The sequence below is a fragment of the Ensifer sp. NPDC090286 genome (assembly GCF_044769565.1).
Lineage (GTDB): Bacteria > Pseudomonadota > Alphaproteobacteria > Rhizobiales > Rhizobiaceae > Ensifer.
In genome coordinates, this window is sequence record NZ_JBIVYF010000007.1 from 313,918 (window position 1) to 339,581 (window position 25,664).

The window sequence follows — 25,664 nt, forward strand, 5'->3', positions numbered from 1 at the left end:
CAGTTCAAAGTCCCGTTTCGATCGCCACGGCCTGGCCGGTGGCCGCCGCCTTGACGACGGCAAGGCCTGTTGCCAGCGACCAGACGCCGTCTTCGCCCGTCGCCGAAGCACGGCCTTCGCCCCTGACGGCAGCATGGAAGGCGGAAAGTGCGGTTTCGTAGAGATTGGCATGGTCGAACGGAAGCTCGCTCGCGCCATCGGCGTTGCGCAGCGTCACCGTTCCGATCGGCTTCTGCGTCATCACGTTGCGGCCGATGAGCGAACCTTCGGTGCCATGCACCTCAAGCCCGGTCTCGGCATACTTGGTGGTGAAGGCATCGTGGAACTGGGCGATGACGCCGGAGCGGAAGTGGATGACACCCATGACGCCATCCTCCAGGCCTTCCTTGCCCATGCCGGCGCTATGGCTGATGGCGACCGCTTCGATCGGGTCGTCATTGAGAATGAAGCGCAGCGTATCGGCGTCGTGCACGGTGATGTCGAGGATGACGCCACCGCCGGCATCCGGCCGCTCCAGCCGCCAGCCCTGGAGATGCGGTGGCAGATAGACCGCATGGAAGACGCGAGCAGCAATCGGCCGGCCGATCCTGCCCTCGACGATCGCATCTCGCATGGCGCGGTGGCTCGCGGCGTTGCGCAGATGGTGGTTGGTGGCAAGCACAACGCCCGTCTCCTGCGCCGCGCTCACCATGTCGCGCGCATCCTCCAGCGTCATGGCCAGTGGCTTTTCGCAGAGCACGTGCTTGCCGGCGGCGATCGCCGCCAGGGTCTGCTCGCGATGCAGCTCATTGGTGGTCGAGACATAGACGGCATCGACATCGGGATCGCCGACCAGGTCCGCGACCGAGGTCACCGACTTGGCGATGCCGTTCTCCTCGGCATAGGCCGCGCCGCGCTCGGCGCTGGTGCTCATGACCGAGACGACCTCGCCTCCGGCGGCGCGGATCGCGCCGATCACCCATTCACGCGCAATCGTGCTTGCGCCGATCAGACCCCATCGCGTCATGCCAGTGCCTCCCTTTTTCTCTCGACTGCAGCGCCGCAGCTCTGGCGAACGACGAGACGGACCGAACCGACGATCGTTTCCGGTTCCGCCTTGCCGGCCTTGATCTGCTTCAACAGCAACTCGGCGGCCCGCTGGCCCATGCCTTGCGGATCGACGGACACCGTCGTCAGAGCCGGAACTGCTGTCTTCGCCTCGATCACATCGTCGAAACCGATGACGGCGAAGTCTGCGCCCGGCTCAAGCCGCCGGGCCCGGAGACCATCGCAGACACCAAAGGCGACCGCATCGTTGAAGCAGAGTGCGGCCGTCGGCCGGTCCGCGAGCATCATCGCCTGCTCCACCGCGGTCACCCCACCGGCGCGCGACGGCGCCGAACCGATGATCAGCGCGTCGGAAACCGGCATGCCAGCCTCGACAAGAGCATCGCGGTAGCCGCACATGCGCGCCTCGAAGACGGCCGTATCCGGAAAACCGCCGAGGAAGGCGATGCGCTGGTGGCCGCGCTCGATCAGGTGACGCACGGCAGCCATGGCGCCGGCATGGTTGTCTGAAATCAGCGAGGAAACCTCGGCGCCGGCAATGTCACGGACGACGAGGACGACCGGAATGCCGCTCTCGACCAGCGGCGCGAGATCGGCCGCTTCCGTGCCGCGCGCCGGGGAGACGATCAGGCCCGAAACGCCATGCTCACGCATCGACGCCACCACTTCGCGCTGGCGTTCGATCTTTTCGCCGGTATTGGCAAGGAACTGCACGAAGCCAGCCGACTGCACGACCGCATCGACGCCGACGGCGAGCTCTGCAAAGAAGCTGTTGGTGAGGTCGTTGACGACGATGCCGATGATCTTGGACTTCGCCTGGCGAAGATTGGCGGCGCTACGGTTATAGACGTAACCGAGATCGCGGATGGCGGCATTCACCTTGGCGCGCGTCGTCTCGTTGACGAGCGAGCTGCCCTGAAGAACGAGCGACACGGTCGACTTCGACACGCCGGCGGCGCGCGCAATATCGATGACCGTTACCCTCTCCTTGACCACAGCATCCTCCCGAATTCTCCTGCCTGCTTTTCTCTTTCATAATTGGAACGTTCCAATTTCGTCAAGAGTTAGCTGATCACTTTTTTCGGGTCCGGCCGCGCCCGGCGCAGAGACAAGACGTCCAAAGAGACGTTAAGATTTGCGCTCTAGACAGATTATTCAATTGAATTTCAATCATAATATCGGAAGTTCGCAATCACCAAGAGGCGGGGCACCTCACCTGAAAAACATTGTTGCTTGCCATTTGGAACGATCCAAAGTATTCCAAGACAAACGTCCGCGGAGGAGACCGACCCCAATGACAAGCCTGACGCTGCCGCGCCAAGACGGTTCGCTTGAACAGTATCGTCTGACCGGAACGCCGATCGAACGGCCCAGCACGCCGCCGACCTTCAACCGCATCGCCTATGCGGCCGCCCATGTGGTTTCGGATCCGCTTCGCGACCTCGATCCCTGGGGCAATCCGGCGATCGACTGGGACGCGACCATGGCGTTTCGCCATCACCTCTGGAGCCTGGGCTTCAAGATCGCCGAGGCGATGGACACCGCCCAGCGCGGCATGGGCCTTGCCTGGCCGGGCGCGCAGGAACTGATCCGCCGCTCGCTGAGCGATGCTCGGCAGGTACCGGGCGCCGATCTTGCCTGCGGCGCCGGCACCGATCATCTCGCCCCGGCAGACGCGCGCTCACTGGACGACGTGATTGCGGCCTATGAGGAACAGGTCGGCTTTGTCGAAGGCGAGGGGGGCAGGGCGATCATGATGGCAAGCCGGGCGCTTGCCCGCGTCGCCCGTTCCGCCGACGACTATCGCCACGTCTATGGCCGCATCCTCGGCCAGACCAGGCACAAGGTGGTGCTGCACTGGCTCGGCGACATGTTCGATCCGCAGCTTCGGGGCTACTGGGGTTCGGAGGATTTCGACAAGGCGCTCGATACGGTGCTGTCGATCATCGAGGCCAACCGCGACAAGGTCGAGGGCATCAAGATCTCGCTGCTCGACAACACCAAGGAAGTGGCACTGCGCAATCGCCTGCCCGAAGGGGTGCTCTGCTTCACCGGAGACGACTTCAACTATGCCGAACTGATCGAAGGCGACGGCACGAAGTATAGCCACGCGCTGCTCGGCATTTTCGATGCGGTGGCGCCCTCTGCCTCCAAGGCCTTGGCGGCACTCGCGAAAGGCGATCTAGCGACCTTCCGCGGCGTTATCGAACCGACCGTACCGCTGTCCCGCAAGATCTTCGAGGCGCCAACGCAATACTACAAGGCCGGCGTCGTTCTCCTCGCCTGGCTGAACGGTCACCAGCGCCACTTCACCATGCCCGCCGGCATGCAGTCCGCTCGCGGGGTCCTGCACTATGCCGACATCTTCCGCCTCGCCGACCGCGCCAATGTACTCGACCGGCCGGAACTGGCGGCGCAGCGGATGCAAAGCCTGCTATCGACTTTTGGCGTGGACCAAAACGCTTGAGAAAGAGGGGCGCTTGAGAAAAGCCAGACGGCGCCCGGGAGGCGCCGTCTGTTCTCGATCCGAAGCCGGGCAGGGACCGGCCGGATGATCAGAATGTCGCCGTCAGGCTCAGCCAGAACCGGCGACCTTCCCCGACAGCGTTGAAATCGGTCGGCTCCACTTCCTTGTCGAAGAGATTGTAGACGGCTGCGTTCAGCGTCAGGCCTTCGCCGACATCATATTTCGTGCCGATATCGACGGTGGTGTAGGCATCATACTTGTAGCCCGTTTTGCCGTTGATCTTCACAGGCTTGCCGCTGGTGGTCGAGACACGCGGGCCGGCGGAGATTTCTTCGCCGTGATAGTTGACCGAGGCCCAGGCCTCGAGCCCTTCGACCGGCGTGAACCAGTCGGCTCTCAGATTGGCCATGTGCTCCGGTGTGCGCGCCAGCGGGAAGCCGGCAAAATCTCCGGTCTGCTGTTCCGACTGCGTATAGGTATAGCTGGCGCGAAGTGTCAGATCCGGGGTCGCATTCCAGGTCGCCGTCAGTTCCACACCCTGGATAATCGCGTCGTCGATGTTGTAGTTGTACCAGAGGCGGTAGTTCGGATCCTCGCTCCAACGGATCGGATTGCCCGAAGCATCCATGACCGGCATGTTGGCGATCTTGTCCCGGAAGTCCGTGTAGAAATAGGTTCCGCCGAGGATGACATCGCCATTGTCCCAGACCGCGCCGATTTCATAGCTGGTGCTCGATTCGGCCTTCAGGTTCGGGTCCGCGATGATGACGCCGCAGCTGCCGGTCGGCCCGTAGGTGCAACCGCCGCCGCCGGTGGTATAGGCATAGCCCGGGGCGATGCTGCGGATATCGGGCGCGCGGAAGCCGGTGGAGACGCCGCCCTTCACCGTCAGCATGTCGGTCGCGTTCCAGACGCCATAGATGCGCGGGCTCAGGTGGTAGCCATATTCCTCATGGTGATCGAGACGCAGGCCGGTGGTCAGCGCGAAGTCATCGACCATGCGCCATTCGTCCTCGGCAAACAGCGCCCATTGGGTGGCCGAGAAGGTTTCGGTTTTGCCCGTGCGTCGACCCGGATTCTGGTCGGAAAGCCGCGCCTCGAAATATTGCCCGCCGGTCACCAGCGTGTGGCTGCCGCCGAGATCGAAAGGGGTGGTGAACTTGCCGTCGATGACAGTGTTGCGGACTTCGGGTGCGCGTGGTTGCTTGATGAAACGGCCATCTGCCTGGCTGTAATTGTAGTTCCGGCGCTCCGCCCATTCCTGCAGGATGGAGAAGTCGGACGTCGTAGGTCCCCAGCGCCCCGTATGGGAAAACGACCAATGATCGCGGTCGTTTTCGTTGTAGGTGCTGACGGCGCGCGGACCGGGCGCAATGGTGTTGCCGACATTGGCGTCGCGCTTCAGGCGCGCCGCGCCGCCTTCCAGGAAGAAGTCGTGATCCTCGTTCGGCGTATAGGAAAGCCGCGCCGTCAGATCGTGCTCCTTCGCGCCGGTGATGCCAGACAGGACCTTGTCCTCGCTGCGCTTCAGGCCGCGGCCCCAGATCTGCACGCCGAGCGTATCTTTCAGGATCGGGCCGCTGGTGTAGAACGACATCTGGCCGGAATTGCCGAACTGCCTGTGCTGCTGCATCGTGCCGTCGGTGGTGACCGAGCCGGTCCAGCTGTCGGCGACCTTGCGGGTGATGATGTTGATGACGCCACCCATGGCATCGGAACCGTAGAGCGACGACATCGGGCCGCGCACGATCTCAATGCGCTCGATGGCGGCGGCGGGCGGGATGAAGCTCTGCTCGAAGCCGGAATTGCCGTTGGTGCGCGCGTCGCGCGTGCTCTGGCGTTTGCCGTCGACGAGGATCAGCGTGTAGGAGCCGGGCAGGCCGCGGATGAAGATATCGCGCTCGTTGGCGACACCGGTCACCGCCACCCCTTGCGCGTCGCGCAGCGCATCGGTGAGATCGCGGAACGACCGCTTCTGCAGGTCTTCGCCCGTGACCACCGTGATGCTCGCCGGCGCATCCTTGACGTTTTGCTCGAACCCGGTCGCCGTCACGACGATCTGCTCAAGCTCGGTCGCTTTCTCCTTATCCTCTTCCTTGGCCTTCTGCGCCAAGGCGTCCGTCGGCACTGTCAACGCCGTGCCGGCAAGGCAGGCGCAGACGAAACGACGGGACCATCCGGCCCGGCGGGCCCCTTGCCGCTGCCCCTCGGTTTCGGTCGCAAGCCCCATCCGCTTCATCATCTTCGCCCCGTATATATCTTGAGTAATGTACTCCACTTAGTTATTGGCGAGGGAGACGGTCAACGACGCTGTTTTGGAACGGTTCCAAATACGAAACGACGCAAAACAGCGCCCGCGAATATGCCGGATGAGACAGGAAGGCAGGACGAACCATGGCGGAAGAACGAACGGGCGAAGCAGTTGGAAAGCCGGTCTCGAACGAACGTCAGACGGATCTGAGCAAGCTGCGCCTGCTGGTGGCGCTCGACGCACTGCTGCGCGAAAATAGCGTCAGCCGTGCCGCCTCAAGCGTCGGCCTGCAGCCCTCGGCGATGAGCCGCCTGCTCGGTCAATTGCGTGAGGACTATGCCGATCCGCTGTTTCTGCGCACCGGTCATGGGCTGCGCCCGACCCCGCTTGCCGAGTCTCTGCGGCTACGCGTGCGCGCACTTGCCGCAGAGACCGAAGCCCTGCTTGACGCACGCTCCACTGCCTCCGCCCCCACAGCGTCGGGTCACGCCGGCTGGGGAGGGCAGGCCCTGACCGACGCACCACCGCTGGCGGTCCGGCCAAGCCGCCTGCTTGAGGGGGAGCCGGCGCCGGAACAGTTCGCCGCAAAGCTGGCCGAAATCGGTGACGACGCCGCCCCTGAACGACGCTTGGCGCGCTGCATCGCCACGATCGGCACCGGTGCCGGCCGCAGCCGGCCCTTGAGCGAAGAGGAGGCAGAGGACGCGTTGGCGATCATCCTTGCCGGGGAGGCTGATCCGGTGCAGATCGGCGCGCTGATGACGGTGCTGCACTATCGCGGGCCGACGGCGGTGGAGGTGGCCGGTTTCGTGCGCGCCATGCGCCGCCATATCGGTGCGATCGAACCGGGAAGCGGGATCGCCGACCTCGACTGGCCCTGCTACCTCTCGCCGAAACTGAAGACCGCGCCCTGGTTCCTGCATGCGGCACGGCTCGTCGCCGATGCCGGCCATCGCGTCGTGCTGCATGGAAGCTACGGTGAAGAGGGTCAGGAGCGGCACAAGCTGGAGGTGGCCGCTTCCACAGCCGGCGTCCCGGTCTGCACGTCGATCGCAGCGGCGAAGGCTGCACTTGGGTCGGCGGGCATCGCCTACCTGCCGCTGTCGGCCTTTGCGCCGCAGGTCTATCGTCTGCTGGGGCTCTATCGGCTGATGGAGATGCGCATGCCGCTGAACGCCGCCATCCATCTCATCAATCCGATGGGCGGGCGGGCAAGCCTGCTCGGCGTCGCCAATCCTTCGAGCCGCACGCTCAGCCGCGACATCGCTCTATTACTCCAAACGAGAGAACTGACGATCCTCGGCAACACCCGCGACCACGCCGAGTTCACGCCCTACCGCCAGACGCCGCTTTTCCGTCTTGTCGGGGGCGAACCATCGGACCTCATCATTCCCGCGAAAATCGCGCCGCCGGCCGAGCTGCGCACCGGCTTGAGCAGTCGCGAATACTGGCAAGCCGTCTGGACCGGTGCTGCCCGCGACCAACGCGCGGAAACCACCATCATCACCACGGCGGCTGCCGCCCTTCTCAGCCTGCGCAATTACGACGACTTCGAGGCTGCTTGCGAGACGGCGCGGGGACTTTGGAACAACCGATCACGCCGGATGGCGTGATCGGAGATAGGCGTGGCTCAGGCGGCCAGGCCCTTTTTCGCCAGCATCGCATCCGGGCTCGGCAGCTTGCCACGGAAGGCCTTGTAGGCATCCTCCGGATCGATCGAACCGCCGACCGAATAGATGTTGTTCTTGAGACGGGCGGCCATGGCCGGATCGAAGGCGTTGCCGGTTTCCTCGAAGGCAGCAAACGCGTCCGCGTCGAGCACTTCCGACCACATGTAGGAATAGTAGCCGGCCGAGTAGCCGTCGCCCGAGAAGACGTGCAGGAAATGCGGGCTGCGGTGGCGCATCACGATCGATTTCGGCATGCCGATCTCGTCGAGCTTCTTGGCTTCGAGCGCCATCGGCTCCGCCGTTACCGCGGCCGTATGATAGGCCATGTCCACCAGCGCGGAAGAGGTGAACTCGACCGTTGCAAAACCGGAGTTGAAGGTTCGCGCCGCCAGCACCTTGTCGAGCAACGCCTGCGGCATCGGCTCGCCGGTCTGGTAGTGCACCGCGTAGCGCTTCAGGATCTCCGGCACCGTCAGCCAGTGTTCGTAAAGCTGCGACGGCAGCTCGACGAAGTCGCGCGACACACCCGTGCCCGACACCGAAGGATAGGTGACGTTGGATAACATGCCATGCAATGCGTGTCCGAACTCGTGGAAGAGCGTGCGGGCATCGTCGAGCGACAACAGTGCCGGCTTGCCCTCGGCGGGCTTGGCGAAATTGCAGACGTTGTAGATAATCGGCAGCTCGCCCTCGGCGCCGTTCTTCAGCTTGAGCTTGTGCTGCGACTGGAACGAGCTCATCCAGGCACCCGAGCGCTTCGAGGACCGGGCGAAATAATCGCCGAGAAACAGCGCCACCAGCTTGCCGGCTGCATCCTTGATCTCGAAGACGCGCACGTCGGGATGGTAGGCGGCAATGCCCTTCTTCTCCGTCGCGGTAATGCCGAACAGGCGCTTGGCGACATCGAAGCAGGCCTCGATGATCTTTTCGAGCTGCAGATAAGGCTTGAGTTCGCCCTCGGAGAAATTGAACTTCTCGGCCCTAAGCTTCTCGGCGTAATGGCGCCAGTCCCAAGGCATGACGTCGTGATTGCGGCCCTCGTCGGCAACGAGCCGCGCAAGCTCGGCTTCTTCCTCACGCGCACGGGCAACCGCCTTTTCCCATACCTGCATCAAGAGGCCGTTCACCGCATCAGGCGTCTTCGCCATGGTGTCGTCGAGCTTCAAGGATGCGAAGTTTTCGTATCCGAGCAGCTTTGCCTTTTCCGCCCGCAGCGCCAGCGTCTCGGCGATCAGCCCGCGATTGTCGGTCTCGCCGCCGTTTTCACCGCGCGCGATCCAGGCGCGGAAGGCCTGCTCGCGAAGCTCGCGATTGTCGGAGAAAGTCAGGAACGGCTCGATGATCGAACGCGACAGGGTGACGGCGTATTTCCCCTTTTGGCCGCGGTCGTCGGCGACCGCCGCCATGGCGTCACGCAGGAAGTCCGGAAGCCCGGCGAACTGCTCCTCGCTCTCCAGGAACAGAACCCAGCTCTTCTCGTCGGCGAGCACGTTCTGCCCGAACTTGGCGCCGAGACCGGCGAGCTTTTCGTTGATCGCTGCCAGCCGCTCCTGCTCGGGCTTTGCGAGCTTGGCGCCGGACTTGACGAAGCCCTTCCAGTGCCGTTCGAGCACGCGCGTCGCTTCGAGATCGAGGCCGAGCGCCGCGCGCCCTTCCCAGAGCGTGTCGATGCGCTTGAACAGCGCCGCATTCATGCCGATCTTCGAATAGTGCCGCGACATCTTCGGCGCGATATCGCGCTCCAGCGCCTGGATCGCCTCGTTGGTGTCGGCGCCGGCCTTGTTCCAGAAGATCGAGGATACGCGCGAAAGTCCGTCGCCGGCGATCTCCAGCGCAATGATCGTGTTTTCGAAGGTCGGCGCCGCCGGATTTTCGGCAATCGCGTCGATCTCCACCTCATGCTCCCGGAAAGCTGCGTCGAACGCCGGGGCAAAATCCTCGTCCTTCACCAGATCGAAACGCGGCAGGCCCTCGTGGCCGGTCCATGCGGTGAGCGCGGGATTGAGCGGGGTGCTGGTGGTCATCAGAAGTCCTTTCGCATGCGGTCCGACGCGGGGCCGGGGAGGGGCGCCACTGATCCATGACATCAAGGCGCGGAGGCAATGGAGGTGGTCGCGCAGTGGCTTGCCGTCAAGGCCTGCGCAAACCGAGAAGTCCGGGGGCAGCGTGCCAGACCGCCTGAACGGCAAAGCCGATGAACAGGAGACCGGAAAGCCGGACGATCGCGAGTTCGTGGCGCCGGTAGAAACGCCGCACGACGGACGTTCCGATGATGACGATCAGGATCAGGTCGGCAACAAGAAATCCGATCAGCGAGACGCCGAGCAGCGCCGGCAGCGCATCGAACTCGAGCGCGTTGGCCGAACTGGCAAGCAGCGCGGTGAAGGTTGCGAGCGCCACCGGATAACCCTTGGGATTGGTGAGTCCGAAAATCAGTCCGCGCCTTAGAGGGCGCTCGACTGTCACAAGCGCACGGTTTTCGCCGGCGGGGCGTGCGCGCAGTGCCGTCCAGCCGATCCAGCCGAGATAGGCGCCACAGAAGAGACCGAGGATATCGAAGATCGTCGTGCCGACGGATCGGGCGCCAACGATTGCGACCAGCGCCAAGGTCGACCAGAGAACGTCACCGGCAAGATGCCCACCCATGAACAGGGCGCCTGCCTTGCGCCCCTGGCCCGCGCCGATACCGAGCAGCGCCAGAAACGCCGGCCCGGGAATAAGGACATAGGAGAGGGCGGCGAGAAAGGCTCCGATCAGCAGCGTCTCGGACATGGCGGGTTCCCAGTTGTGTTGTCCGCATTCGATCCGGAGGCACCGATTCAGTCAAGAGGAAAGCTAAGCCAGCTATAGGACGAGGCCGGTGAGCGCCGGATGGACGGACGGCCAGCAAAGGTCAGGTTCTTGGTCGTGGCGCGGATATGGGCGGCGACGGCGTGGAGGAAGTTGCGCATGTTTTTTGTCCTTGAGGGATCGATGGCCGGGCAGGCACGCTGTTTCTGAAAAAATCATCGCAGTCCCCCGGCTGATCAGCTGTTCCGTCGGGAACATGTCGCTCGCGGCCGCGCACAAATCTTTCGTTTCGCCGATTTCCCTCGATACGAAGTTGCGCTAGAACGCGCCCGGCAGCGCGGTGCGCCTGTTCAGGCGCACCGCGGCCGCTGCAGAACTTAGGAGGGCTGCATGTTTCCTTAAATCGACTGCGATTTCAGGAAACATGCAGCCGGTTTTCCCCCGCGAGAAGGACTATCCATGACTGTGCGCAACCTCTTCCTTCTGCCCGGCGACGGCATCGGCCCGGAAGCCATGGCGGAAGTCCGCAAAATCATCGCCTACATGAATGCCGAGCTTTCCGCCGGCTTCGTGACGGACGAAGGCCTGGTCGGCGGTTCGGCCTATGACGCCCACGGCCAGGCGATCTCGGAAGAGGACATGGCAAAGGCGCTCGCCGCCGACGCGGTGCTGTTCGGCGCCGTCGGCGGTCCGAAGTGGGATGCGGTGCCCTACGAGGTGCGTCCGGAAGCCGGTCTGCTTCGCCTGCGCAAGGATCTCGAACTCTTCGCCAACCTGCGCCCGGCGATCTGCTACCCGGCACTTTCCGCCGCCTCGTCGCTGAAGCCCGAGCTGGTCGAAGGCCTCGACATCCTGATCGTGCGGGAACTGACCGGCGGCGTCTATTTCGGCGAACCGAAGGAGATCGTCGATCTCGGCAACGGCCAGAAGCGCGGCATCGACACCCAGGTCTACGACACCTACGAGATCGAGCGCATCTCAGGCGTCGCCTTCGAACTCGCACGCACCCGGTCCAACCGCGTCTGCTCGATGGAAAAGCGCAACGTCATGAAGTCGGGCGTCTTGTGGAACCAGGTGGTGACCGAGACGCACAAGGCGAAGTACTCCGACGTCCAGCTCGAGCACATGCTGGCGGACGCCGGCGGCATGCAGCTGGTGCGCCAGCCCAAGCAGTTCGACGTCATCGTCACCGACAACCTGTTCGGCGACATGCTGTCGGACGTGGCCGCCATGCTCACCGGTTCGCTCGGCATGCTGCCCTCGGCCTCGCTCGGTGCCCCGGACGGTGTCACCGGCAAGCGCAAGGCGCTCTACGAGCCGGTGCATGGTTCGGCCCCCGACATTGCCGGCCAGGGCATTGCCAACCCGATCGCGATGATCGCGTCCTTTGCCATGTGCCTGCGTTATTCCTTCAACCTGGTGAAGGAAGCCGACAATCTGGAGAAGGCGATCGCCAACGTGCTCGACCAGGGCATCCGCACCGGCGACATCATGGCCGAAGGTGCGAAGAAGGTCGGCACCACGGAAATGGGCGACGCCATTCTCGCCGAGTTCAAGGCGTTGTCGGCGTAAGCGACGACCGATCAGATGCGGGCGTCCCGCCGACGCCAGCAGGCCCACGAAAACAAACACCTCCGGAGTGCATCCGGAGGTGTTTTGCGTTTACGGCCTTGAATTTGCCAAAAGAACCGACACATCGGGGAAGACAGCCCGGGCCGCCTGGCGCAGCAAGCACCCTGCACCAAGCCCCGACAGGAACAGACAATTGCCGAGCGATCTGGCCGGCAGGACGGGAGAACCATGAACCGACCACTTGCGGCCACCGGATGGATCGTGCTGACGACTGCCGTCCTCGTGTTCGCGCTCATCCCGCTCGATCCGTTCCTGTCGCAGCGCGCTCAGGGCCTGCCGGACAGCATCGTCACCTTCAATGAACGGATCACCGATTTCGGTACCTTTGGCTGGATGATCTATCTTTCCGGCGCCCTGCTCGCGGGAGCCTTCGTGCTGCGACGGGCGGCAGGCCAGGGGCCGCTTCAGAACAAGGCGCGCGCCGCCCGCGATCTCGCCGCCTATTTCCTGCTGACGATCGGCACGGCCAGCGCCCTCGTGCACACGCTAAAGATCCTGATCGGCCGGGCACGACCGGAACTCTTTGCCGAACTCGGCGCCTACAGCCTGACGCCGTTCGCCACCAGTGATCTCTATGAAAGCTTTCCGTCCGGGCACTCGACCGCGGCCGGTGCGTTTTTCGGCGTCTTCGCCATGTTATTGCCGAGACTGAGACCGCTGTTTCTGGTCCTGGCGCTGACGATCGGTGTTTCCCGCGTCATCGTCGGCGCGCACTATCCGAGCGACGTCGCCGCCGGGCTGCTGCTCGGCCTATGGACATCGGTGATGATGGCATTTGTCTTCGCAAAATACGGCCGCCTGTTTCATCTCGGCCCAGGCGGGTGGCCGCTTGCCGGACGCAGCGAGCCGACACAATAAAAAGTCGGCGCGGAAGACCGCGCCGGAGTCAGGAGAGCCATAATAGCTCGGGGAAGATTGAGGTGCTCCCGGGAAGTGCTCTCTCCGGGAGCGCCGGGCTTAATCCATCGCGTGGATGTCGCGATCCTTCGTTTCCGGCAGGAACAGGAGGCCGATGACCAGCGTGATGCCTGCAAAGACGATCGGGTACCAGAGGCCGTAGTAGATGTCGCCCTGGGCAGCACTCATCGCGAAGGCCGTAGCCGGAAGCAGGCCACCGAACCAGCCGTTGCCGATGTGGTAGGGCAGCGACATGCCGGTGTAGCGGATGCGGGTCGGGAAGAGTTCGACCAGCAGGGCGGCGATCGGGCCGTAGACCATCGTCACGTAGATGACGAGCACGGTGAGCACCGCGATAATCGTCGTCCAGTTGACGCTGGCCGGGTCAGCAACCATCGCGTAGGTGCCGCCGCCAGCGACCGTGTAGACGGCCATTTCGGTGGCAGCGCCCACTTCATCCTTGGTCAGCAGCTTGTCAGCGATGAGCTTTTCGGCCGGAACCATGGTCTTTTCGCCGCCGCGCACTGCGGCTGCATCGAGCGACAGTTCCGGGTTGGCGGTGACGAAGCCGTCAAGCTTGGCGTCCGGAACCTTCGCCGCACCACGAACCAGCGGATAGCCGGCATTGTGGAGCGCCATGTTGGTCTGCTTTTCGAAGGCGGCGTTGGCAGCCTTGGCACCATCGCCAGCAGCGACGGCGTCGTAGCTGTTGATCGTGGTGTCGCCGACCTTGACCGTCGCTGCCGTGCCCGCTGCTGCCGTCGTGACGACGTCATAGGGAACGGAGTTCTTGGTGAGGAACGCGGTTGCGATGTCGCACGAGGTCGTGAACTTCGCCGTGCCCGTCGGGTTGAACTGGAATTTGCAGTCGCCGGGTGCCGCGGTCACCGTTGCGCGAACGGTTGCCTGGGCTTGAGCGAGTGCCGGGTTACCGGCCCAGGTCAGCGCCTTGAACAGCGGGAAGTAGGTAAGCATGGCGAGCAGAAGGCCGGCCATGATGATCGGCTTGCGGCCGATCTTGTCGGAGAGCCAGCCGAAGAGCACGAAGAAGCCCGTGCCGAGGATGAGCGAGGCGGCAACCATGATGTTGGCCGACTGCGCGTCCACCTTCAGAACGCCGGTCAGGAAGAACAGCGCGTAGAACTGGCCGGAGTACCAGACGACGGCCTGGCCGACGACGGCGCCGAACAGCGCGAGCAGGGCAATCTTGGCATTCTTCCACTGGCCGAAAGCTTCGCGCAGCGGTGCCTTCGAGGTCTTGCCCTCTTCCTTCATCTTCTTGAAGGCGGGCGATTCGTTCATCTTCAGGCGGATCCAGACGGAAATGCCGAGCAGCACGCAGGACAGCAGGAACGGAATGCGCCAGCCCCAGGCGGCGAAGGCTTCCTTGCCGAGCGCGAACTGCACGAGCAGGATCACCACCAGCGACAGGAACAAACCGAGCGTTGCCGTGGTCTGGATCCAGGAGGTGAAGTAGCCACGGCGTCCGTTCGGCGCGTGTTCGGCCACGTAGGTTGCCGCACCGCCATATTCGCCGCCGAGCGCCAGGCCCTGCAGCATGCGCAGCACGATGAGCAGGATCGGCGCGGCAATGCCGATCGAGGCAGCGCCGGGCAGGATGCCGACCAGGAAGGTCGACAGACCCATGATCAGGATCGTGACGAGGAAGGTGTATTTGCGGCCGACGAGGTCACCGAGGCGACCGAAGACCAGGGCGCCGAACGGGCGAACCAGGAAGCCGGCGGCAAAGGCCAGAAGCGCGAAGATGTTACGCGTCGTTTCCGGGTAGGAACTGAAGAAGGTCGCGCCGATGTAAACGGCGAGCGAACCGTAGAGATAGAAATCGTACCATTCGAAAACGGTACCGAGCGACGAGGCGAAGATGACCTTCTTCTCCTCGCCGGTCATCGGACGCGTTTTTGCGTCGTCCGCTGTCGCGACATTTGCCATTTTGTTTATCCTCCACTCCAAAACAGCCTGTTGGAGCGCCCATTGGCAGGTCCGGCATTCCTCCCGAGAATGGCCGGACGTGGTGCGCCTGGTGAAGAGGATGGCAGAAAACAACCGATGCAGGCAGAGATGCTTTCGGCTTATGACTTTCGTCTAATGCGGCGATCGATCGCGGCCGGACCGGAGAGCGTGCTGGCGCGCGGCAACGTCTTGACTCTTCCCCAAAACCGCGTAAGAGCAGCGACGAACGAGGAAATCACCACCATGCGACCGATCGGTCCAGCCATCGCTGCTTTGATCCTGCCGGCTCTTGCCGCGGGGCAGGATGTCGATTTTTCGTTCGCTTGCAAAACAACGGCCAAAACGACGACGAAAACCGTCTGACGTCTCTGGCCCTCCGCTCTCTCCCCGGTTTGGCCGGGGACAGGAACCCTCGCGGCAGGTCGCGCGGTTTCCCCCTCACCCGACGAGGAGAGACAGAAAAGAGAGCTTAGATCATGGGTTTCAAGATTGCAGTCGCAGGCGCCACCGGCAATGTCGGCCGGGAGATGCTGAACATCCTTTCCGAACGCGGCTTTCCCGCGGATGAAGTGGTCGCCCTTGCTTCGGCCCGCTCCCAGGGCACGGAAGTTTCCTTTGGCGACAAGACCCTCAAGGTCAAGAACCTCGAAAACTACGACTTCTCCGACACCGATATCTGCCTGATGTCGGCCGGCGGCGCCGTTTCGCTGAAGTACTCGCCGAAGATCGGCCAGCAGGGCTGCGTCGTCATCGACAACTCCTCGGCCTGGCGCTACGACGCCGAAGTGCCGCTGATCGTGCCGGAAGTGAACCCGGACGCGATCGCGCAGTTCACCAAGAAGAACATCATCGCCAACCCGAATTGCTCGACCGCCCAGCTCGTCGTCGCGCTGAAGCCGCTGCACGACCACGCCAAGATCAAGCGCGTCGTCGTCTCGACCTACCAGTCGGTTTCCGGCGCCGGCAAGGACGGCATGGACGAACTCTTCAACCAGACCCGCGCCGTCTTCGTTGCCGATCCGATCGAATCGAAGAAGTTCACCAAGCGTATCGCCTTCAACGTCATTCCGCACATCGACGTATTCATGGAAGACGGCTACACGAAGGAAGAGTGGAAGGTTCTGGCCGAAACCAAGAAGATGCTCGACCCGAAGATCAAGGTGACCTGCACCGCGGTGCGCGTTCCCGTCTTCATCGGCCATTCGGAATCGGTCAACATCGAGTTCGAAAACGAGATCACCGCTGACGAAGCGCGCGACATCTTGCGCGAAGCGCCGGGTTGCCTGGTCGTCGACAAGCACGAAAACGGCGGCTACGTCACCCCTTACGAATGCGCCGGCGAAGATGCGACCTACATCTCGCGCATCCGCGAGGACGCGACCGTCGAAAACGGCCTCAACCTGTGGGTCGTCTCCGACAACCTGCGCAAGGGCGCCGCTCTCAACGCCATCCAGATTGCCGAACTCCTGGTCAACCGCGGCCTGATCAAGCCGCGCAAGCAGGCTGCCTGAAAACGGCACTAGAACCATTCACTCCCGCCAGGCTCTTTCGGGCCTGGCGGGTTTCCTGTTTCACGAGGGGCCGATCCTTCCCGGATTCACGTGAAACCACGATAAAGTTACCTGCCGCTTGCGGGAGGTGACACGGCCGGCGAAGGCTGGCATTTTTAAGAGCAACGAGATTCGGGCTATGACGGGGTATTTCATGCACAGGGCGAAGTGCGCAGCAGTGGGGCTTGCCGCCCTGATTTCGACTGCAGTTTTTCCGGCGGTGGCATCTGCCGCCCAATGCGGCAATGACGGAAGCGGCTTTGAAGCCTGGGTGCAGAACTTCAAGCAGCAGGCTTCCGGCAGCGGCATCAGCCCGCAGGTGCTCGACCGTGCACTCTCCGGCGTCTCCTACAACAAGGCGACGATCCGCGCCGACCGCGGCCAGAAGAGCTTCAAGCTGTCGCTGGACCAGTTCATGCAGAAGCGTGGCGGCCAGGTGATCATTTCCCGCGGCAAGAAGATGAAGCAGCAGAACGCTGCCCTCTTTGCCAGCATCGAGCGGCGCTACGGCGTACCGGCCGGCCCGCTGATCGCCATCTGGGGCATGGAAACCGGTTTCGGCGGCTTCATGGGCAAGGAGCACACGCTCTCGGCCGTTTCGACGCTTGCCTATGACTGCCGTCGCTCGGACTACTTCACCAACCAGCTTTATGCGGCCCTGCAGCTCGTGCAGCGCGGCGACCTGAGCCCGGATGCGCGGGGCGCTGCCCACGGCGAAATCGGCCAGACCCAGTTCCTGCCCGCCAACGTCCTGAAATACGGCGTCGATGGCGACGGCAACGGCCATGTCGACATGGTTCGCTCCAAGGCCGACGCGCTGGCATCCACCGCCAATTTCCTGCGCGGGCATGGCTGGCAGCCGGGCGCCGGCTATCAGCAGGGTCAGGCGAACTTCGCCGCGATCCAGGGCTGGAATGCGGCAACCGTCTACCAGCAGGCGATCGCCATCATCGGCGCCGAGATCGACGGTCTCTAGGATTTGCGTCTTTCGGAACGTTTAGCCGTTCCAACCAGACAAAAGGCCCAGTTCGAAAGAGCCGGGCCTTTTTGCTGAGCGATTACATTCCCGGGCGGGAGAAGTCGCCGGTAACCGGGTCCATCACCCAGAGTTCGCCGGTCGAAATGTCGAACCAGGCGCCATGCAGGTGGAGCTTGCCCTTGGCTTCGAGGATCTGGACGCAGGGGAACGTGCGCAGATTGGCAAGCGAGTTGCGGATCGATACCCGCTCGAGCGCGCGCTGGCGCTCCGCCTGGGTCATCACGTCGTTGCTCTGGATCTGCTCGGCCGAGGGTTTCAGAAGATGCATCCAGCGTCCGATGAAATCGCCCGGCGACAGCGGCTCCGCATCCGGATCGAGTGCCGCCTTGATACCACCGCAGCGGCCGTGGCCCATGACGACGATGTCGCTGACGCGCAGCGACTGCACGGCGAACTCCAGCGCCGCCGAAGTCGAGTGGTAGTGCCCATCGGGCTCGTAGGGCGGCATGAGATTGGCGACGTTGCGCACGACAAAGAGTTCGCCGGGGCCGCTGTCGAAGATCGTTTCCGGCGCAGCGCGCGAGTCGCAACAGGCAATGACCATTGTCTTCGGCTTTTGCCCGGTTTCCGCCAGCGCCTTGTAGCGTTTCTGCTGTTCGCTGAAGCGACCGTTCATGAAATTGTGGTAGCCGTTCAGAAGATAGTCCGGAAAACGCTGCTGCTGCTTGTCCATCGATTGCTCCGCTCGTGCTTCAAGGCGGCATGGCCGGCTTTCGCCCACCCGCACCTCCGTCATGAAAATGATCGCGATCTAAAATTCAATCCACGATGCCATAGGGTGGCGGTCCGTGAACAGCTTCTTCACTTCCGCCGCATCTGATTCGGATGAACCAGCCGGCGCATCTGCACCATCGCCATCGGCGTCGAAAGGCTCGACGCGTCCTGCTCGATGGTCAATTCATCTGCGCCGCGCTTGACGCTCCGCGCGATGATCTCAAATACGCTCGCCGTCGCCATCTGCAAGGCGCGTTCCTCTGAAAGTCCTTCAAGGATCCGGGCGAGAAACACCGCCGCCAACAGGTCGCCCGTGCCGTTCGGCGGGTTTTCGACCAGTCGATGTTCGGCAAGCAGCGCGTGGTTGCCCGAAAGAAAGAGATTGCCGGTCCCGCCGCTCATCATCGGCACGGCGGACGTCACCAGCACGCGGGCCGGACCGAGGCCGAGCGCGGCGTCGATGATCGCCGTGTTCGTCTCCAGCGTCGCGCCAGCGAGCCAGGCAAGCTCGTAGCGGTTCGGGGTCGCAAGATTTGCAAGCGGCAGCAGGCGGTCGCGAATGGCAACCGCCGTGGCTTCCGGCACATAGAGACCACCGGCATCGCCGACCACGGGGTCGCAGGCATAGATCAGCTTGGGATTGCGCTCCTTCAGCGCCGTCACCAGCCGCGCCACGGCTTCCGCCTGTCCCGCCGAGCCGAGGTAGCCCGAAAGCACGGCGCGCACCTCTCCGGCCCAGGGGGCTGCAATGAGGTCATCGACCACCGCCCCGAAATCCTGATCGGAAATGGCGATCCGCGTCGAGCGGCCATGGCCCGGATGCCAGGGGAGGATGACGGTCGGCAGCGCCCAGACCGGATGCCCCAGGGTCTCCAGCGCGAAGACCACGGCCCTGTTGCCCACCTTGCCGCGCACGACATGGCTCGAGATGACGATGACGGCGCCGGGCAGGGAAGGCATTTCGGGCATCGACCAGTCCAATCCTACGATCTCGAAACTCTGTTCACCCGACTGTCACCGCCCTGTCAACAGCCGATGGCAGATAGGCTCCGGAGAAGCCTCTGGCGTTTTCGTGCTTTTTCTTCGATTTTCGAGCAATTTTCGCGAAATTACCTTCGATTTAAATGGATTTAAGCTGTTTTCACGTGAAATTCTCCGAATTTGGGCTCGATTTTGCCGAAATCAGCGTAAAAAGCGGTCGCCATTAGCCATGGTTCTGATAGGGTTTGGCCTATCATGAATGGGAGAGACTTCATGGGCGTGAAATACAATCCGAAGCGGGACAGACACATCGACGCAGCGAAGGCGGCCGCCATCAAACTGGGCGTCGAGGCGCTGGCGCCGGAGATCCTCTTCGGTGGGGCCAGCAACGATGACCTCGATCTCTATTCGGCGGACATGCTGGCGCTGACCGCAGCCCATGCGGCTCGCGAACTCGCCCGCTGGGATGGCGGCAAGCCGCAGGTTTCGGTCGAAGCCGTCGCCGGCATCGCGCCGGGTGGTACCGAGGTATCGGTCATCGCCGTAACCGAACGCAACATGCCGTTCCTCTATGACTCGGTCATGGGGGAAATCACCAGCACCCACCGTGACATTCACCTCGCGATCCATCCCATCCTGGTCAAGGAACCGGGCAAGCCGGCAAAGCTCTTCGATCCGGAAGAGGAAAGCGATCCGTCGCACCGCGTCAGCCATATCCAGATCCACCTGACCAAGCTTGCGCCTGTCGAGGCGGAACAGCTCAGCAACCGCATCCGCGACGTGCTGGAGCAGGTCCACCAGACCGTGCACGACTGGCCGGCGATGACGACCTTGCTCGATCAGGCCATGTCGGAACTCGAAACCTACAACGCGACGCGCAAGAAGAGCGACCGCGACGAGGCGCTCGCCTTCCTTCGCTGGCTGCGAGACAACAACTTCACCTTCCTCGGCATGCGCGAATACACCTATTCGGGCAAGGGCGAGAAGGCAGCCGTCGAACGCGGCAAGGGCAGGGGCCTCGGCATCCTCTCCAACCCGGATGTGCGCGTTCTGCGCCAGGGCAAGGACGCGGTGTTGACCACACCTGAAATTCTCGCCTTCCTCGATGGCCCCGATTTCCTGATCGTCACCAAGGCCAACGTCAAGTCGGTCGTGCATCGCCGCGCCTACATGGACTATATCGGCGTCAAGCGCTTCGACGCCGACGGCAACGTCGCTGGCGAGTTGCGCATCGTCGGCCTGTTCACCTCCTCGGCCTACACCCGCCAGGCGGCTGAAATTCCGCTTCTGCGCCACAAGATCGAAAAGATCGTCGATCACTTCGGCTACGATCCGCAAAGCCATTCCGGCAAGATGCTGGCCAACACGCTGGAATCCTATCCGCGCGACGACCTGTTCCAGATCGATGTCGGCCTGCTGGCCGCCTTCTGCGAACAGATCAACGAACTCGGCGATCGGCCGCGCATCCGCGTGCTGCCGCGTATCGACCATTTCGACCGCTTCGTCTCGGTCATCGTCTTCGTGCCGCGCGAGCAGTACGATTCGGATGTTCGCGAAAAGATCGGCGACTATCTGAAGACGGTCTATGACGGCCGCGTCTCCGCCTATTATCCGGCCTTCCCGGAAGGCGGTCTCGCCCGCGTCCACTTCATCATCGGCCGCTCCGCCGGCAAGACTCCACGCATTCCGCAGGCCAAGCTCGAAGAGGCCGTTCGCGGCATCGTCACTCGCTGGATCGACCGGTTCGACCTGCTTGCCCGCAAGGACGGCATCGAACTCGATGTCGACAATGCCTACCAGTCGTTCTTCACGCCGGCCGAAGCCTATGCGGATCTCGCCGACATCGCGGCGTGCAAGGGCCCGGATCCGATCCGGATCGAGTTCTATCACTATCCCCGTACCGTTTCGCGGCCCGATACCGCCGAGCTCAAGATCTTCCACGCCAGCGAACCCGTGTCGCTGTCGCGCCGCGTGCCCTTGCTTGAAAACCTCGGCTTCCGGGTGATCAGCGAACAGACCTACGACATCGGCGTCAACGCCCACGGCGAAGAGAAGCGCAAGGTCGTACTCCACGACATGGAGCTCATCCACCGCGACGGCCACGCGCTGAACCTTGAAAAGTCCGGACCGGCGCTCGAAGAAGCGTTCCTCGCCGCCTGGAACGGCACGACCGAGGACGACAATTTCAACCGGCTGGTCCTGCTTGCGGGCCTCAATGCCCGTGAGGTAACGGTGTTGCGCGCCTATGCCCGCTATCTGCGCCAGGCGGGCATCACCTACTCGCAGGGCTATATCGCCGACACGCTGAACAAGTATCCGGCGATCGCCGCCGACATCTTCAAGCTGTTCGTGACCCGCATGGATCCGAAGCTCGAGGAAAAGCCGCGCGCCAAGAAGTGCAACGCGCTGCTGTCGGCGATCGAAGACGCGCTCTCGGCCGTTCCGAGCCTCGACGAGGATCGGATTCTGCGCCGCTACGTCAACGCGATCGAGGCTACGCTCCGGACCAACTACTTCCAGCATGACGCCGACGGCAAGCCGCGCGCGGTCCTCGCCTTCAAGCTGGACCCGAAGCAGCTCGACGGCCTGCCGGAACCGCATCCGTTCCGCGAAATCTTCGTCTACGGCACCGAGGTCGAGGGCGTGCACCTGCGCTTCGGCAAGGTCGCCCGCGGCGGCCTTCGCTGGTCGGACCGCGCCCAGGACTACCGCACGGAAGTGCTCGGCCTCGTCAAGGCGCAGCAGGTGAAGAACGCCGTTATCGTGCCCGTTGGCGCCAAGGGCGGCTTCTATCCGAAGCTGCTTCCGGTGGGCGGCACCCGCGACGAGGTCTTCAAGGCCGGTACCGAAGCCTACAAGACCTTCATCCGCACGCTTCTGTCGGTCACCGACAACATCGTCGGCCAGGACGTCGTGCCACCGGCCGACACGCAGCGCCATGACGGCGACGATCCCTACTTCGTCGTTGCCGCCGACAAGGGCACTGCGACCTTCTCCGACACGGCCAACGGCCTGGCGCAGGAAGCAGGCTTCTGGCTCGACGACGCCTTCGCATCGGGCGGTTCGGCCGGTTACGACCACAAGAAGATGGGCATCACCGCCCGCGGCGCCTGGGAAACCGTCAAGCGGCACTTCCGCGAGATGGACATCGATATCCAGACGACGCCCTTCACCGTTGCCGGCGTCGGCGACATGTCGGGCGACGTCTTCGGCAACGGCATGCTGCTCTCCGAAAAGATCCGCCTGATCGCCGCCTTCGATCACCGCGACATCTTCATCGATCCGTCGCCGGATATCGATGCCTCCTTTGCCGAGCGCAAGCGCATGTTCGACCTGCCGCGTTCGAGCTGGCAGGACTATGACCGCAAGACGCTTTCGGACGGCGCGATGATCATCTCGCGTGCCGAAAAGTCGGTGACGCTGACGCCTGAGGCGATGGCCGCCATCGGCCTCGACAAGCAGAAGGCAACGCCCTTCGAGATCATGAACGCGATCCTGAAGAGCCAGGTCGACTTGCTCTGGTTCGGCGGCATCGGCACCTATGTGCGCGGCAGCAACGAAACGGACGCCGAAGTCGGCGACCGCGCCAACGACGCCATTCGCGTGGCGGCCGAAGAGGTCCGCGCCCGTGTTATCGGCGAGGGCGCCAACCTCGGCGTTACCCAGAAGGGTCGCATCGGCTTCGGCCTCAACGGCGGTCGCTGCAACTCGGATGCCATCGACAACTCGGCGGGCGTCAACTCGTCCGACGTCGAGGTCAACATCAAGATCGCGCTTGCCTCCGCCATGCGCGACGGTCGCCTGACCCGTCCGAAGCGCAACACGCTGCTCGCCTCGATGACCGAGGAAGTGGGCCACCTGGTGCTGCGCAACAACTACGAGCAGTCGCTGGCGATCTCGCTGACCGCCATGCAGGGGCTCGGCAACCGCACGACGCTTGGACGGCTCATGACTCGCCTCGAGGCCGATGGCCATCTCAACCGCAAGGTCGAGACGCTGCCGACCGACCAGGCGATGACAGAGCGTTACCAGGCGGGCAAGCCTTTGACCCGCCCGGAAATCGGGGTACTGCTCTCCTATTCCAAGCTCGTTCTCTTTGATGAGCTGATTGCAAGCGAGCTGCCCGACGATCCGTACTTCACGGCAACGCTCGAGCGCTACTTCCCGGGCAAGATGCGCAAGGCCTATGCCGGCGACATCCACGGCCACCGCCTGCGCCGGGAAATCATCGCGACGATCCTCGCCAACGAGGTCATCAACCGCGGTGGTCCAGCCTTCGTTTCGACCCTGACGGATGCGACCGGCTTCCTCTCGGCCGACGTCGTCAAGGCGGCGGTGTTGGCGCTCGACGGCTTCGACCTGCCGCGGATCTATGACGAGATCGACGCGCTCGACAACAAGATCGGCGGGAGCCTGCAGAACATCCTCTACCAGGAAGTGGGCCGCATCTTCACGCTCGTCACCGAGCGGACGCTGCGCACCCATGCGGCGACCGGTTCGGTCTCCGAAGCCGTATCCCGCCTCGGCGATGGCCTGCAGAAGCTGCGCGCGACAATGCGCACTGCGGTTTCCGGCGAAAGCGCCGAAGAAGCCCGGTTGAAGACGGCTGCCTTCGTCGAGGGTGGCGTCCCCGCCAAGCTCGCCGAGGAAATCTCGGAACTGGCGCTGATGACGCTGGTGCCCGAGATCATGCAGATTGCCGCGGAAACCGGCGAGACCCTGAGCCGCACGGCGCAAGGCTACTTCGCCGTGACCGACACACTCCGCATCAACCGCCTGCTGGCGGCCTCCGATCGCGTTCCGGCAACGGAGCAGTTCGAGGCCATGGCTCTGTCTCGCGCCGTGTCCGATATCGCCGCTGCCCGGCGCGATATCACCGCGGCGGCCCTGCGCGAGCAGAAGAAGGAGCGCAATCCGGTTGCCGCCTGGGAAGAAAGCGAACGCGTTCGCGTCGCCCAGGCGACCGGCCAGTTGCGCCTTCTGACCGAGAAGGGTGAAACCACGCTTGCCAAGATCACCGTTGCTGCGGGTCTCCTCAACGACCTCGCACGCGGCAGGGCGAAGTAACGGACAAAAATGCGGGCAGTTTTTTCGCCCGCATCCGGTTCCAGACCTTTTGGAATCGGTTCGATTGAAGATAGGCTGCGCCGCGCGTTCGAGGGGACGCGCGGCGCAGTCGTTTCGGGAGGGAACTTTGCAGATTTCGGCCGAGAGGACTGAAGACCAGCCACGTACGTCCCGTGCGGGCATTGCCGGCTGGATGCTGTTCGACTGGGCCGCGCAGCCCTTCTTCACCGTCATCACCACCTTTATCTTCGGTCCCTATTTCGTATCGCGGCTGACGGAGGACCATGCGGTCGGCCAGGCGATGTGGGGCTACACGCTCACGGTTTCGGGCATCATCATCGCGGTTCTTTCGCCGGTACTCGGCTCGATCGCCGACGCCACCGGGCCGCGCAAGCCCTGGATCGCCTTCTTCGCCGTCATCAAGATCGGATCGCTGGCTATGCTCTGGTTCGCGGCCCCCGGCTCGCCGATCCTCTATCCGGCGATCTTCATGATCCTTGCGACGGTCGCAGCCGAGTTCTCGATCGTCTTCAACGATTCTATGATGCCCCGGCTGGTGCCGGAGAAAGACGTGGGGCGCATTTCCAACATCGCCTGGGGGCTCGGCTATCTCGGCGGCATGATCGTGCTGATCGCCGTGGTGGCGCTGCTTGCCGGAAGTCCTGAGACCGGCAAGACGGCCCTTGGCATCGACCCCTTGTTCGGTCTCAATCCGGCTGAGGGCGAGGATGCGCGCATCACCGGCCCGATCTCCGCCGTCTGGTATCTCGTCTTTATCCTGCCGATGTTCCTGTTCACGCCCGATGCCACCAAGGCCGCGATGTCGCTCGGCAAGGCAACCGTCACTGGCCTCAGGGAGCTGAAGGGCACGCTCGTCGAGCTTCGCGAAAGGCGTGGCATCCTGCGTTTCCTGATCGCGCGCATGATCTTCCAGGATGGCGTCAATGGTCTGCTTGCACTCGGCGGCACCTTCGCAGCCGCGATGTTCGCGTGGCAGACCCTGGAGCTCGGCGTCTACGGCATCATTCTCAACGTCGTCGCGATCGGCGGCTGCCTCTGTGCGAGCTGGCTGGATGCGCACCTTGGTTCCAAGGTGATCGTCACGGCCAGCCTGATCTGCCTGACGATTGCCACCATCGGCATCGTCTCGACGGGCCCGGGATTCACGCTGTTCGGGCTGCTGCCGCTGTCGATGGAAGATACCGGCGGCCTGTTCGGCACCGCCGCCGAAAAGGCCTACATTCTCTACGGCCTGCTCGTCGGCGTCGCCTTCGGCCCCGTTCAGGCCTCGTCGCGCTCCTACCTCGCCCGCAGCGTCAGCCTCGACGAGGCCGGTCGCTACTTCGGCCTCTATGCGCTGTCCGGTCGCGCCACCTCGTTCCTCGCTCCCGCATCCGTTGCGACGATCACGCTTGCCACCGGCTCGGCAAGGATCGGCATGATGGCGCTCATCGCCTTTCTGGTCATCGGGCTACTGATCCTTCTGCGCACGCCCTATCCGGCCGATGACGGACGCAAAAAAGCCGCCGCATCCTGGGGACGCGACGGCTCCTGACTTTCCGGGCATTCGGGAAGAGCGCGTGGCGCT

General features: G+C 63.4%; 18 protein-coding genes. 9 read left to right on the forward strand and 9 right to left on the reverse strand.

Going from position 1 to position 25,664, the window contains the following annotated elements; translation table 11 throughout:
• Window positions 1-4: 4 nt before the first annotated feature.
• Window positions 5-1,006: a Gfo/Idh/MocA family protein gene (locus tag ACIQUG_RS30395; RefSeq protein WP_402325957.1), complete on the reverse strand. Its 1,002-nt coding sequence runs from the start codon at window positions 1,004-1,006 to the stop codon at window positions 5-7.
• The gene (locus ACIQUG_RS30400; protein ID WP_402325960.1) at window positions 1,003-2,043 is read right to left on the reverse strand and encodes a LacI family DNA-binding transcriptional regulator; all 1,041 of its coding nucleotides are present in this window, start codon (window positions 2,041-2,043) and stop codon (window positions 1,003-1,005) included. Before ACIQUG_RS30400 ends, ACIQUG_RS30395 begins: the two co-directional genes overlap by 4 nt.
• A gap of 298 nt (window positions 2,044-2,341) precedes the next feature.
• On the opposite strand from ACIQUG_RS30400, the gene ACIQUG_RS30405 reads away from it, so the two are divergent.
• Window positions 2,342-3,514, forward strand: coding sequence for a dihydrodipicolinate synthase family protein (locus ACIQUG_RS30405; RefSeq protein ID WP_402325962.1), 1,173 nt, complete (start codon window positions 2,342-2,344; stop codon window positions 3,512-3,514).
• A gap of 88 nt (window positions 3,515-3,602) precedes the next feature.
• Here the strand turns inward: ACIQUG_RS30405 and ACIQUG_RS30410 are convergent, their stop codons facing one another.
• Window positions 3,603-5,756 (reverse strand): TonB-dependent receptor domain-containing protein, encoded by a 2,154-nt coding sequence (locus tag ACIQUG_RS30410; protein WP_402325963.1) that lies wholly within the window; start codon window positions 5,754-5,756, stop codon window positions 3,603-3,605.
• A gap of 152 nt (window positions 5,757-5,908) precedes the next feature.
• Between ACIQUG_RS30410 and ACIQUG_RS30415 the strand changes: the two genes are divergently transcribed.
• The gene (locus ACIQUG_RS30415; protein WP_402325965.1) at window positions 5,909-7,378 is read left to right on the forward strand and encodes a glycosyl transferase family protein; all 1,470 of its coding nucleotides are present in this window, start codon (window positions 5,909-5,911) and stop codon (window positions 7,376-7,378) included.
• Between the two features lie 17 nt (window positions 7,379-7,395).
• Here ACIQUG_RS30415 and ACIQUG_RS30420 read toward each other — a convergent pair whose 3' ends face one another.
• From ACIQUG_RS30420 to ACIQUG_RS30430, 3 genes are all read right to left on the reverse strand, one after another.
• Entirely contained in the window at window positions 7,396-9,459 is a 2,064-nt protein-coding gene (locus ACIQUG_RS30420; RefSeq protein ID WP_402325967.1) for a M3 family metallopeptidase, read from the reverse strand.
• 106 nt (window positions 9,460-9,565) lie between these two features.
• Window positions 9,566-10,207 (reverse strand): LysE family translocator, encoded by a 642-nt coding sequence (locus tag ACIQUG_RS30425; RefSeq protein ID WP_034803056.1) that lies wholly within the window; start codon window positions 10,205-10,207, stop codon window positions 9,566-9,568.
• A 47-nt stretch (window positions 10,208-10,254) separates the two neighbouring features.
• Window positions 10,255-10,386: a hypothetical protein gene (locus tag ACIQUG_RS30430; protein ID WP_402325968.1), complete on the reverse strand. Its 132-nt coding sequence runs from the start codon at window positions 10,384-10,386 to the stop codon at window positions 10,255-10,257.
• A 298-nt stretch (window positions 10,387-10,684) separates the two neighbouring features.
• On the opposite strand from ACIQUG_RS30430, the gene leuB reads away from it, so the two are divergent.
• Both leuB and ACIQUG_RS30440 read left to right on the forward strand, forming a co-directional pair.
• Window positions 10,685-11,797: a 3-isopropylmalate dehydrogenase gene (gene leuB, locus ACIQUG_RS30435; protein ID WP_402325969.1), complete on the forward strand. Its 1,113-nt coding sequence runs from the start codon at window positions 10,685-10,687 to the stop codon at window positions 11,795-11,797.
• 228 nt (window positions 11,798-12,025) lie between these two features.
• Window positions 12,026-12,715, forward strand: a complete 690-nt coding sequence (locus ACIQUG_RS30440) for a phosphatase PAP2 family protein (RefSeq protein WP_402325970.1) — start codon at window positions 12,026-12,028, stop codon at window positions 12,713-12,715.
• 99 nt (window positions 12,716-12,814) lie between these two features.
• Here ACIQUG_RS30440 and ACIQUG_RS30445 read toward each other — a convergent pair whose 3' ends face one another.
• On the reverse strand, window positions 12,815-14,704 hold the full coding sequence (locus ACIQUG_RS30445; RefSeq protein WP_043623748.1) for an MFS transporter: 1,890 nt from the start codon (window positions 14,702-14,704) through the stop codon (window positions 12,815-12,817).
• A gap of 117 nt (window positions 14,705-14,821) precedes the next feature.
• Between ACIQUG_RS30445 and ACIQUG_RS30450 the strand changes: the two genes are divergently transcribed.
• The 3 genes from ACIQUG_RS30450 to ACIQUG_RS30460 all read left to right on the forward strand — a co-directional run bounded on the left by ACIQUG_RS30450 (window position 14,822) and on the right by ACIQUG_RS30460 (window position 17,251).
• Window positions 14,822-15,088 (forward strand): hypothetical protein, encoded by a 267-nt coding sequence (locus tag ACIQUG_RS30450; RefSeq protein ID WP_402325971.1) that lies wholly within the window; start codon window positions 14,822-14,824, stop codon window positions 15,086-15,088.
• 113 nt (window positions 15,089-15,201) lie between these two features.
• Window positions 15,202-16,236, forward strand: coding sequence for an aspartate-semialdehyde dehydrogenase (locus ACIQUG_RS30455; protein ID WP_034800169.1), 1,035 nt, complete (start codon window positions 15,202-15,204; stop codon window positions 16,234-16,236).
• Between the two features lie 193 nt (window positions 16,237-16,429).
• Window positions 16,430-17,251 (forward strand): lytic transglycosylase domain-containing protein, encoded by an 822-nt coding sequence (locus tag ACIQUG_RS30460; RefSeq protein ID WP_402325972.1) that lies wholly within the window; start codon window positions 16,430-16,432, stop codon window positions 17,249-17,251.
• Window positions 17,252-17,333: 82 nt separating this feature from the next.
• On the opposite strand, the gene ACIQUG_RS30465 is transcribed toward ACIQUG_RS30460, so the two are convergent.
• A complete protein-coding gene (locus ACIQUG_RS30465) occupies window positions 17,334-17,987 on the reverse strand; it encodes a carbonic anhydrase (protein WP_043623742.1) in 654 nt (217 codons plus the stop codon).
• A gap of 128 nt (window positions 17,988-18,115) precedes the next feature.
• Window positions 18,116-18,997 carry a pyridoxal kinase PdxY gene (gene pdxY / locus ACIQUG_RS30470; RefSeq protein WP_402325975.1) on the reverse strand — a complete coding sequence of 294 codons (882 nt, stop codon included), beginning with the start codon at window positions 18,995-18,997 and terminating at the stop codon, window positions 18,116-18,118.
• A 285-nt stretch (window positions 18,998-19,282) separates the two neighbouring features.
• On the opposite strand from pdxY, the gene ACIQUG_RS30475 reads away from it, so the two are divergent.
• The gene (locus ACIQUG_RS30475) at window positions 19,283-24,076 is read left to right on the forward strand and encodes an NAD-glutamate dehydrogenase (protein ID WP_402325977.1); all 4,794 of its coding nucleotides are present in this window, start codon (window positions 19,283-19,285) and stop codon (window positions 24,074-24,076) included.
• Window positions 24,077-24,203: 127 nt separating this feature from the next.
• Complete coding sequence (locus ACIQUG_RS30480) at window positions 24,204-25,631, forward strand: MFS transporter (protein WP_402325978.1); 1,428 nt, start codon at window positions 24,204-24,206, stop codon at window positions 25,629-25,631.
• The last annotated feature ends 33 nt before the right edge of the window (window positions 25,632-25,664 follow it).

What these genes read in the sequence shown, in the direction of transcription:
- ACIQUG_RS30450 (WP_402325971.1), top strand. Translation starts at nt 14,822, where the DNA reads ATGCAGGCAGAGATGCTTTCGGCTTATGACTTTCGTCTAATGCGGCGA.
- ACIQUG_RS30420 (WP_402325967.1), bottom strand. Translation starts at nt 9,459, where the DNA reads ATGACCACCAGCACCCCGCTCAATCCCGCGCTCACCGCATGGACCGGC.
- ACIQUG_RS30460 (WP_402325972.1), top strand. Translation starts at nt 16,430, where the DNA reads ATGCACAGGGCGAAGTGCGCAGCAGTGGGGCTTGCCGCCCTGATTTCG.
- ACIQUG_RS30430 (WP_402325968.1), bottom strand. Translation starts at nt 10,386, where the DNA reads ATGCGCAACTTCCTCCACGCCGTCGCCGCCCATATCCGCGCCACGACC.
- ACIQUG_RS30410 (WP_402325963.1), bottom strand. Translation starts at nt 5,756, where the DNA reads ATGATGAAGCGGATGGGGCTTGCGACCGAAACCGAGGGGCAGCGGCAA.
- ACIQUG_RS30465 (WP_043623742.1), bottom strand. Translation starts at nt 17,987, where the DNA reads ATGGACAAGCAGCAGCAGCGTTTTCCGGACTATCTTCTGAACGGCTAC.
- leuB (WP_402325969.1), top strand. Translation starts at nt 10,685, where the DNA reads ATGACTGTGCGCAACCTCTTCCTTCTGCCCGGCGACGGCATCGGCCCG.
- ACIQUG_RS30395 (WP_402325957.1), bottom strand. Translation starts at nt 1,006, where the DNA reads ATGACGCGATGGGGTCTGATCGGCGCAAGCACGATTGCGCGTGAATGG.
- ACIQUG_RS30425 (WP_034803056.1), bottom strand. Translation starts at nt 10,207, where the DNA reads ATGTCCGAGACGCTGCTGATCGGAGCCTTTCTCGCCGCCCTCTCCTAT.
- ACIQUG_RS30440 (WP_402325970.1), top strand. Translation starts at nt 12,026, where the DNA reads ATGAACCGACCACTTGCGGCCACCGGATGGATCGTGCTGACGACTGCC.
- pdxY (WP_402325975.1), bottom strand. Translation starts at nt 18,997, where the DNA reads ATGCCCGAAATGCCTTCCCTGCCCGGCGCCGTCATCGTCATCTCGAGC.
- ACIQUG_RS30415 (WP_402325965.1), top strand. Translation starts at nt 5,909, where the DNA reads ATGGCGGAAGAACGAACGGGCGAAGCAGTTGGAAAGCCGGTCTCGAAC.
- ACIQUG_RS30445 (WP_043623748.1), bottom strand. Translation starts at nt 14,704, where the DNA reads ATGGCAAATGTCGCGACAGCGGACGACGCAAAAACGCGTCCGATGACC.
- ACIQUG_RS30405 (WP_402325962.1), top strand. Translation starts at nt 2,342, where the DNA reads ATGACAAGCCTGACGCTGCCGCGCCAAGACGGTTCGCTTGAACAGTAT.
- ACIQUG_RS30455 (WP_034800169.1), top strand. Translation starts at nt 15,202, where the DNA reads ATGGGTTTCAAGATTGCAGTCGCAGGCGCCACCGGCAATGTCGGCCGG.
- ACIQUG_RS30475 (WP_402325977.1), top strand. Translation starts at nt 19,283, where the DNA reads ATGGGCGTGAAATACAATCCGAAGCGGGACAGACACATCGACGCAGCG.